This window comes from Arenimonas terrae (assembly GCF_006265115.1).
GTDB lineage: Bacteria > Pseudomonadota > Gammaproteobacteria > Xanthomonadales > Xanthomonadaceae > Arenimonas > Arenimonas terrae.
Genome location: NZ_SMDR01000003.1, coordinates 463599 through 471836, shown reverse-complemented (window position 1 = coordinate 471836; position 8238 = coordinate 463599). Strand labels below are relative to the sequence as shown.

General features: G+C 69.5%; 8 protein-coding genes. 4 read left to right on the top strand and 4 right to left on the bottom strand.

Annotation, left to right across the window (positions count from 1 at the left end; all coding sequences use genetic code 11):
* Positions 1-128 precede the first annotated feature (128 nt).
* The 3 genes from E1B00_RS13845 to E1B00_RS13835 form a co-directional block, all read right to left on the bottom strand.
* Positions 129-491, bottom strand: coding sequence for a hypothetical protein (locus tag E1B00_RS13845; protein WP_139449756.1), 363 nt, complete (start codon positions 489-491; stop codon positions 129-131).
* 377 nt (positions 492-868) lie between these two features.
* Entirely contained in the window at positions 869-2176 is a 1308-nt protein-coding gene (locus E1B00_RS13840; protein WP_139449754.1) for a Xaa-Pro dipeptidase, read from the bottom strand.
* Positions 2177-2236: 60 nt separating this feature from the next.
* Positions 2237-3997, bottom strand: a complete 1761-nt coding sequence (locus E1B00_RS13835) for an ABC transporter ATP-binding protein (RefSeq protein ID WP_139449752.1) — start codon at positions 3995-3997, stop codon at positions 2237-2239.
* Between the two features lie 85 nt (positions 3998-4082).
* On the opposite strand from E1B00_RS13835, the gene E1B00_RS13830 reads away from it, so the two are divergent.
* The 4 genes from E1B00_RS13830 to E1B00_RS13815 all read left to right on the top strand — a co-directional run bounded on the left by E1B00_RS13830 (position 4083) and on the right by E1B00_RS13815 (position 7710).
* Complete coding sequence (locus tag E1B00_RS13830; protein ID WP_139449751.1) at positions 4083-4628, top strand: pseudouridine synthase; 546 nt, start codon at positions 4083-4085, stop codon at positions 4626-4628.
* Between the two features lie 60 nt (positions 4629-4688).
* A complete protein-coding gene (locus E1B00_RS13825; RefSeq protein WP_139449749.1) occupies positions 4689-5447 on the top strand; it encodes a class I SAM-dependent methyltransferase in 759 nt (252 codons plus the stop codon).
* A gap of 35 nt (positions 5448-5482) precedes the next feature.
* The gene (locus E1B00_RS13820) at positions 5483-7288 is read left to right on the top strand and encodes a DUF885 domain-containing protein (protein WP_139449747.1); all 1806 of its coding nucleotides are present in this window, start codon (positions 5483-5485) and stop codon (positions 7286-7288) included.
* Positions 7289-7419: 131 nt separating this feature from the next.
* Positions 7420-7710, top strand: a complete 291-nt coding sequence (locus E1B00_RS13815; protein WP_139449745.1) for a hypothetical protein — start codon at positions 7420-7422, stop codon at positions 7708-7710.
* A 40-nt stretch (positions 7711-7750) separates the two neighbouring features.
* Here E1B00_RS13815 and E1B00_RS15690 read toward each other — a convergent pair whose 3' ends face one another.
* Positions 7751-8170, bottom strand: a complete 420-nt coding sequence (locus E1B00_RS15690; RefSeq protein ID WP_176693268.1) for a hypothetical protein — start codon at positions 8168-8170, stop codon at positions 7751-7753.
* Positions 8171-8238: the final 68 nt, after the last annotated feature.

The window sequence follows — 8238 nt, the reverse complement described above, 5'->3', positions numbered from 1 at the left end:
GATGGCCTGCGCTCACCGCAAGCGCGATGAGACTGGAGAAGTAGATCCAGATTGTCAGGCCGGTCCGCAGCTTCATTGGTCTAACGCCTGAGTTAAGCCGCGCCGAAGGCGTCGGCTTGAATGACTAGTTAGGCCAGCATGCCTGATGAGGCAGCGGCGGCCAACATGAATGCCCCTGTGCACGCAACAAAGATTGTTAGGCCCTTGCCGGTCCAGCGCAACCAGTTGGCAGTCTGCCGATAAGAGGCGAGGTAGAACGGAACGGCAAAGTAGCCAAACAGGATTAGACAAACTCCTTGGGCGGTTCCGAGCGACTTTCCCTCTGCTCTTGCGTCCAGGCTTGCCCAAGCAAATATAACGCCAGCCATTAGAACAATCTGGATGACCTGGAGCACCATGTCGGCGACTGGATTGTCCATGAACACGCCAAAGGCTGCTCCGAACAGGGCGTGCAGTACCACAAGTAGAGTTGCCGCTTTCCATGCGCTCATTGAAGCCTAACGCCTATTAGGCCTCTCAAACGAGGCATATGACCGTATGGTTCTCCGAGCCCGTCGTCGCGGTCAAGAGAAATCCTGCGGTCCATCAACGCATTACCCGACGGACGGGGGGTAGGAGCGTCTCCGGAATTCGGCGCTATCGAGCGCGAACGACGGATATCTGGTTATCGGAGCGTGGGCGTGGGTATATCTGGCCTCGCGTTGCTACATCACTTGGCGTGATTTTCGCCGCCATTCGAACCGAATTCACGTCCACGTCGCCGCTCCTGCCGGCCGAGGTCGCTTCGCTGGGGAGGAGCGGGTCGTTCATCCTGGCGAGTCAGCGCCGGGCGCGCAGCCCCTGCCCCTCCTGCCTTCTCCCCCGGGCCTCAGCGGGCGTCCTTGGCCATCTCGCCGCCCTTGATCACCACCGGCACGGCTTCGAGCAGGCGCACATCGGCGGTGGGGTCGCCGGCGACGGCGACAAGATCGGCGTACCGCCCGAGCTCGGCCACACCGACGTCCTTGCGCTGCAGCGCTTCGGCCGCGTTCACCGTCGCCGACTGGATGGCCTGCAGCGGCGTCATGCCGTAACGCACCATCACTGCGAACTGACGGCCGTTCTGGCCGTGCGGGTACACGCCGGCGTCGGTGCCGTAGACCATGCGCACGCCAGCGGCGTGGGCGCGCCTGAAGCCCTGCCGCTGCACCTCGGCGATCTCGCGGTCCTTGCGCAGGTTGTCCTCGAGCACGCCGTTCTTCGCGCCCTCGGCCTGGGTGTAGTCGGTGTTGTAGATGTCCATCGACAGCCAGGCGCCGTGTTTCTTCGCCAGGGCGATGCCTTCGTCGTCGATCAGGCTCGCGTGTTCGATCGTGTCCACGCCGGCGCGGATGGCGGCGTTGATGCCGCTGCTGCCGTGCGCGTGCGCGGCAACCGGCAGGCCCCACTGGTGCGCTTCCTCGACCGCAGCGCGCATTTCGTCCTCGCGCATCTGCTGCTGGCCGGGTTCGGTGTTGCGCGAGAACACGCCGCCGGTGGCGCAGATCTTGATCACCTGCGCGCCGTACTTGCGCAGCTCGCGCACGCTGTGGCGCGCGGCTTCGGGGCTGTCCGCGTTGTAGGGCTTGCGCTGCTCCATCGACGGCGGGAAGTAGGTGCTGTCGCAGTGGCCGCCGGTGGCGCCGAAGCTGTAGGCGGCGCTGACGATGCGCGGGCCCTGCAGCTTGCCCTCGTCGATCGCCTGGCGCAGGCCGACGTCGTTCCAGGCGCCGGAGCCGAGGTTGCGCACGGTGGTGAAGCCCGCGTCCAGGGTTTCCTTCGCGTGCTTGACCTGCAGCACCGACCAGAAGCGGTCGCCGAACTGCAGGCGGGTGTAGCCGCCGTAGCTGGGGTCGCTGTCAAGGTGCACATGCATGTCGATCAGGCCGGGCACCAGGCTGTAGCCCTTGAGGTCGATGACCGGCGTGTCCGTCGTGACGATCATCGCGCCCGGGCCGTGGGCGATGTCGGCGATGCGGCCGTCGCGCACCAGGATCCAGACGTTGTCCAGCCAGCGGCCGCTGCGCACGTCGAGCAGGCGGTCGGCGGTGATCAGGCGGGTGTTGTCGCTCTGCGCGCCGCCGGTCGGGGTCGTCGCGGCGGTGGCGTGGATCGCGGCGGCGACGAGCAAGGCGGCAATCAGTGGGCGCAGGGTCATCGGAGTTCTCGGTCGGGAAAGGAGGGTGTGGCGGTGGCGATCGTCAACGGGGTGCGAACCTCATGCCGACTCGCCGGTCTGCAGGCGCCACAGGGCAGCATAGGCGCCGTTGCGCGCGACCAGCTGGTCGTGGGTGCCGGATTCGACGATGCGGCCGGCGTCGAGCACGTGGATGGCGTCGGCGTGGCGCACGGTGCTGAGGCGGTGCGCGACCACGAGCGTGGTGCGGCCGCGGGCCGCGGTCGCCAGCGAATGCTGGATGGCCGCTTCGGTTTCGTTGTCCACCGCCGAGGTGGCCTCGTCCAGCACGAGGATCGCCGGATCGCGGTACAGCGCGCGCGCCAGGGCGATGCGCTGGCGCTGACCGCCGCTGAGCTGGCCGCCGCGTTCGCCCACCGGGCTGTCGTAACCGCCGGGCATTGCGGCGATGAAATCGTGCGCCTCGGCGGCGCGCGCGGCCGCTTCGACGCGGGCGCGGTCCGGTGCGCGTTCGCCGTAGGCGATGTTGTCGGCGACCGTGCCGTCGGTGAGGAAGGGCTCCTGGGCGACATAGCCGACCGCGCGCCGCAGCGCCGTCGGATCAACCTGCGCCAGGTCCGCGCCATCGAGGGTGATGCGACCACGCGCCGGGTCCAGGAAGCGCAGCAGCAGCTTCAGCAGCGTGCTCTTGCCGCCGCCGGTACCGCCTACCAGCGCGACCGTCTGCCCCGCCGGCACCTGCAGCGACACGCCCTGCACCGCCGGGCGGCCGTCGTAGTCATAGCCCACGCCTTCGAAGCCGAGCTCGCCGCGCGGCTTGCCGGGCAGCGGCGCGTTGCCGCGCTCGGGCACCGGCGTGTCCAGCAGGTCCATCACGCGGTTCACCGAGGCCATCGCGCGCTGGTAGAGGTCGGTCATGTCGGCCAGGCGGGTCAGCGGCCACAGCAGGCGCTGGGTCAGGTAAACCAGCGCCGAATAGCTGCCGACGCCGAGCTCGCCGCGCAGCGTTAGCACGCCGCCGTAGAGCAGCGTCGCGACGAAACCGGCCAGGATCGCCATGCGGATCACCGGCGTGATCGCCGCCGAAAACCGGATCGCCTCGGCATTGCGGGCGCGGAAGCCGTCGCTGGCCTGGCGCAGGTGGTCGGCCTCGAAGTCCTCTGCCGTGTAGGCCTGGATGGTCGCCATGCCGGCCAGGTTGTTGTTGAGCCGCGCCGACACGGTGGCAGCGGCCTCGCGCGCGGCGGCGTAGCGCGGCGCCAGCCGCTTCTGGAACCAGAACGCGCCGATGAGGATCAGCGGGATCGGCAGCATCGCGAGCGCCGCCAGGTCGGCGGTGAGCACGAAGAACACGCCGCCGACCAGCAGCGAACTCACCACGACCTGGATCAGGTCGTTGGCGCCGGTGTTGAGGAAACGTTCGATCTGGTTGACGTCTTCGTTCATCAGCGCCATCAGCCGGCCGCTGCGTTCGCGCTCGATCAGGGCCGGCGGCAGCTTCTGCAGGTGGCCGTAGGCCGCCTGGCGCAGCGCGTGCTGCAGGTCCTGGGCCAGGCCGCGCCACTTGAGCGCGTACAGGTATTCGAACACCGATTCCGCCACCCAGATCACCACCGTCAGCGCCACCAGCACGTAGAGCTGGTGCAGCGGGTCGGGCAGGCCGAACTTCGCCAGGAACGAATCCTGCTGGTTCACCACCACGTCCACCGCCACGCCGATCAGCAGCTCGGGCAGCACGTCGAAGATCTTGTTGAGCACCGAATACACGGTCGCCAGCACGGCATTGCGGCGGTAGGGGCGGGCGAAACCGCCGAGGCGGCGCAGCGGGTGTTCGGTGGCCATGCGGGATTCCAGTCGGGGCGCCACGCGGGGCGTGGCAGGAGCGGTGGCAAGGGCAGAGTTTCTCACGGGGGCGTACACTGGCCGAATGCTCCTGGCCTTCAACAAACCCTACGGCGTGCTCTGCCAGTTCACCGACAAGACGGTGCCGCCGCGGCCGACCCTGGCCGGATTCACCCTGCCGCCCGGCGTCTACGCCGCGGGCCGGCTCGACCAGGATTCCGAAGGCCTGCTGCTGCTGTCGGACGACGGCCCGCTGATCGCCCGCATCAGCTCGCCCAAGTTCCACTGGCCCAAGACCTACCTGGTGCAGGTCGAAGGCCAGGCCGGCGACGAACACCTGGCCCAGCTGCGCGCCGGCGTCACCCTGGCCGACGGCCCGACCCGCCCGGCCAAGGCCCAGGTGCTGGTCGGCGCGCCCGACTGGCTGTGGCCGCGCGATCCGCCGGTGCGGCACCGCAAGACGGTGCCCGACAGCTGGATCGAACTGACCATCACCGAAGGCCGCAACCGCCAGGTGCGGCGCATGACCGCCGCGGTCGGCCTGCCGACCCTGCGCCTGCTGCGCATCGCCGTCGGCCCCCACCGGCTGGAAGGCCTGGCGCCCGGCGCCTGGCGCGAACTGCAGCAGTAAGGCGCGGGCCCCACGTCCGGAACGATAAGATCCTGCGACCCTGCATCCACGGGAGCGGCCATGACCTTCAAGGATCATTTCTCGCGCCACGCGGCCGACTACGCCGCGGCCCGGCCGACCTATCCCGCCGCCCTGTTCGACTGGCTGTCGGAAACCTGCCAACACCATGAGCTGGCCTGGGACGCGGGCTGCGGCAACGGCCAGGCCAGCCTGGCGCTGGCGCATCACTTCCAGCGCGTGCACGCCAGCGACCCCAGCGACGAGCAGATCGCGCAGGCGCCGCCGGACGCGCGCATCCACTGGCGGGTCGAGCCGGCCGAACGCTGCAGTTTGCCGGACCACAGCGCCGATCTGGTCACCGTCGCCCAGGCCTACCACTGGTTCAACCACGCGCGCTTCTGCGCCGAGGCCACGCGGGTGCTGCGTCCCGGCGGCGTGATCGCGCTCTGGTGTTACGGCCTCACCCACGTCGACGAGGCCGTGGATGCGGTGTTCCGCGAGCTCTACGACATCAGGCTCGGCGACGCCTACTGGCCGCCGGAGCGCCGCCACGTCGAGAACGGCTACCGCGAGCTGCCCTTCCCCTTCGAACCGATCTCGGACGTGCCGCGTTTCACCATGCGCCTGGACTGGACGCTTACGCAGTACCTGGCCTACCTGCGCAGCTGGTCGGCGAGCCAGAAGTACCTGCGCGAGACCGGCCGCGACGCCGTGGGTGAGCTGGCCGGGGACTTCGCTGCCGCCTGGGGCGAGCCTGAAGCGACCCGCTCGGTGTCCTGGCCGCTGTCGCTGCGCGTCGGCCGCACACCCGACCCCTGATTCCCATCCCCGCTTCCCGAATCCGGAGACACCGCATGACCCGACCTTCCCTGCGCGCCGGCGCGCTGGCCCTGGCCCTGGCCAGCCTCGTTCCCTCCGCCTGGGCCGTACCCGCCGCCGATGCCGGCGCCGCGGTGGCCGACGACGCGGCGCGGCTGCGCGCGCTGTTCGACGCCGACTGGGAGCGCCAGCTGGCCGAGAACCCGATCATGGCCAGCTTCCTCGGCGACCGCCGCTACAACGACCGCCTGGGCGACTTCTCGGCGCAGGCGCGCGAGCGCGAACAGGCCGCGACCCGCGCTTCGCTCGCGGCCCTGCTGGCGATCGACCCGGCCGGCCTCTCGCCCGATGACCAGCTCAACCACGCCATCTACCGCCGCCAGCTGGAAACCGAGATCGCCGGCCACGCCTTCCGCAGCGACCTGATGCTGGTGGACCAGCGCAGCGGCCCGCACCTGATGGCGGTGAACCTGGCGCCGGCACTGCGCTTCGAGAACGCCAAGGACTACGCCGACTGGATCGCCCGCCTGCGCGCCTACGGCCCGGCCATGGACCAGATGATCGAACGCCTGCGCGAAGGCCTGGCCTCCGGCTGGGTGCCGCCGAAGGCGGTGCTGTCGAGGGTGCCGGCGCAGATCGCCGCGCAGCGTGTGGCCACGCCCGAAGAGAGCAGCTTCTACGCGCCCTTCCGCACCATGAACCCGGCGCTGTCCGCGGACGAACAGGCCCGCCTGCGCGCCGAAGGCCGCGCCGCGGTGGCCGAGGTCGTGCTGCCGGCCCTGCAGCGTTTCGAGACCTTCTTCAACGGCGACTACCTGCCCGGCGCGCCGGACTCGGTGGCCACCGGCGACCTGCCCGACGGCCGCGCCTATTACGACCACCTGGCGCGCCGCTACACCACCACCGACCTGAGCGCCGACCAGATCCACCAGATCGGGCTGAAGGAAGTGGCGCGCATCCGCGGCGAGATGGAGAAGCTGAAGGGCGAGGTCGGCTTCAAGGGCACGCTGGCGGAGTTCTTCACCTTCCTGCGCACCGATCCGAAATTCTTCCATACCGACCCGCAGGCCCTGCTGGCCGAATACCGCGCGCTCAGCCGGCGCATCGACCCGGAGCTGGTGAAGGTGTTCGGCACCCTGCCGCGCACGCCCTACGGCGTGATCCCGATCCCGGCGGAGACCGCGCCCGACACCACCACGGCGTATTACCAGCGCCCGTCCGGCGACGGCCTGCGCGCGGGCTACTACTACGTGAACCTGTACAAGCCCGAGTCGCGGCCGCGCTGGGAAATGATGGCGCTGTCCCTGCACGAGGCCGTGCCCGGACACCACCTGCAGATCTCGCTGGCCCAGGAAATGCCCGACCAGCCGATGTTCCGCCGCCAGGGCGGCTTCACCGCCTTCATCGAAGGCTGGGGCCTGTACGCCGAACGCCTGGGCTACGACATGGGCCTGTACGCCGACCCCTACGACCGCATGGGCCAGCTGGCCTACGACATGTGGCGCGCGGTGCGCCTGGTGGTGGACACCGGCCTGCATTCCAAGGGCTGGTCGCGCCAGCAGGCGATCGACTATTTCGCCGCCAACGCGCCCAAGGCCGAACTCGACATCGCCAACGAGGTCGACCGCTACATCAGCACGCCGGGCCAGGCGCTGGCCTACAAGATCGGCCAGCTCAAGCTCAGCGAGCTGCGGGCGCGCGCCGAGACGGTGCTGGGCGACCAGTTCGACCTGCGCGCCTTCCACGATGCGCTGCTGGCCGACGGCGCGCTGCCGCTGTCGGTGCTCGAGCAGCGCATGGACACCTGGATCGCGACCCAGGGCGGACCGGCAAGCGACTAGGCGGGTGCGGGATTCCGGGTCGTCCATCCCGGGTTTTGAAACGTTCGCCACCGCCCCATGGCGGCCGCGGCGCGGCGCGGCCTAGACTCGTGGCGGGCCACTGTCGGCCCGCCATTGGGAACGGAGCGAAGATGAAAGGGATCCTGGTGCTTGGGCTGGGGCTGGCGGCGCTCACGGCCGGCTGTTCGTCGCCTGCGGGCGGCGGCGGCGGCGGACTGACCGTCGCGGAATGCCGGAGCTACTACGAACACATCCATCGCCTCGACGGCCTGGACGTCGCCAAGGCGATGGGCGAGGAGGCGCTGGCCAGGGACGCGGCGACCTGCTCGGAATACGGCTCGGTCTCGCGCAAGCACTTCACCTGCGCGATGTCGGCGACCTCGGTGGACGCCCTGCAGGCCTGCGGCCCGTCGAACTCCTGAGCGGATCCAGGAAGCGGGCGCCTGGCGGCGCCCCTTCCGGTTACTTCTTCGCCGCGGCCTTCTTGGCCGGCGCCTTTTTCGCGGCGGCTTTCTTGGCCGGCGCCTTCTTCACGGCGGCGGCCTTCTTCGGCGCGGCCTTCTTGGCGGTCGCCTTCTTCGCGACGATCTGCTTGGAACCCGGCTTGGCGGTCGCGGCCTTCTTGCGCTTGTTGGCGACATAGACGGCCGCGCCGACGGCGGCCAGGGTCGCGGCGGCGACGGCGGCACCGACCGGATGCTTGCGCACGGTCTTCACCGCGGCGGCGCCGCCCTTCTTGACCGCAGCCAGCCCGGCACCCGCGCCGACCAGGGCGCTGGCCTTGCTGGTGAGGTCGGACTTGTCCCAGGCCTTCTTGGCCGCCGCGCCGGTGTCGCTGAGCTTGGCCAGGGCGGTGTTTACGATCTCTTTCGTCTTGCTCATGTCGGATCTCCGTTGAGGGGGACTGGATCGTGCTTCGGGCTTGCCGCCCAAGACTAAACCCAAAAACA

Excerpts from the sequence above, each read along its gene's own strand:
- E1B00_RS13845 (WP_139449756.1), bottom strand. The coding sequence starts at position 491 with ATGAGCGCATGGAAAGCGGCAACTCTACTTGTGGTACTGCACGCCCTG.
- E1B00_RS13840 (WP_139449754.1), bottom strand. The coding sequence starts at position 2,176 with ATGACCCTGCGCCCACTGATTGCCGCCTTGCTCGTCGCCGCCGCGATC.
- E1B00_RS13835 (WP_139449752.1), bottom strand. The coding sequence starts at position 3,997 with ATGGCCACCGAACACCCGCTGCGCCGCCTCGGCGGTTTCGCCCGCCCC.
- E1B00_RS13830 (WP_139449751.1), top strand. The coding sequence starts at position 4,083 with ATGCTCCTGGCCTTCAACAAACCCTACGGCGTGCTCTGCCAGTTCACC.
- E1B00_RS13825 (WP_139449749.1), top strand. The coding sequence starts at position 4,689 with ATGACCTTCAAGGATCATTTCTCGCGCCACGCGGCCGACTACGCCGCG.
- E1B00_RS13820 (WP_139449747.1), top strand. The coding sequence starts at position 5,483 with ATGACCCGACCTTCCCTGCGCGCCGGCGCGCTGGCCCTGGCCCTGGCC.
- E1B00_RS13815 (WP_139449745.1), top strand. The coding sequence starts at position 7,420 with ATGAAAGGGATCCTGGTGCTTGGGCTGGGGCTGGCGGCGCTCACGGCC.
- E1B00_RS15690 (WP_176693268.1), bottom strand. The coding sequence starts at position 8,170 with ATGAGCAAGACGAAAGAGATCGTAAACACCGCCCTGGCCAAGCTCAGC.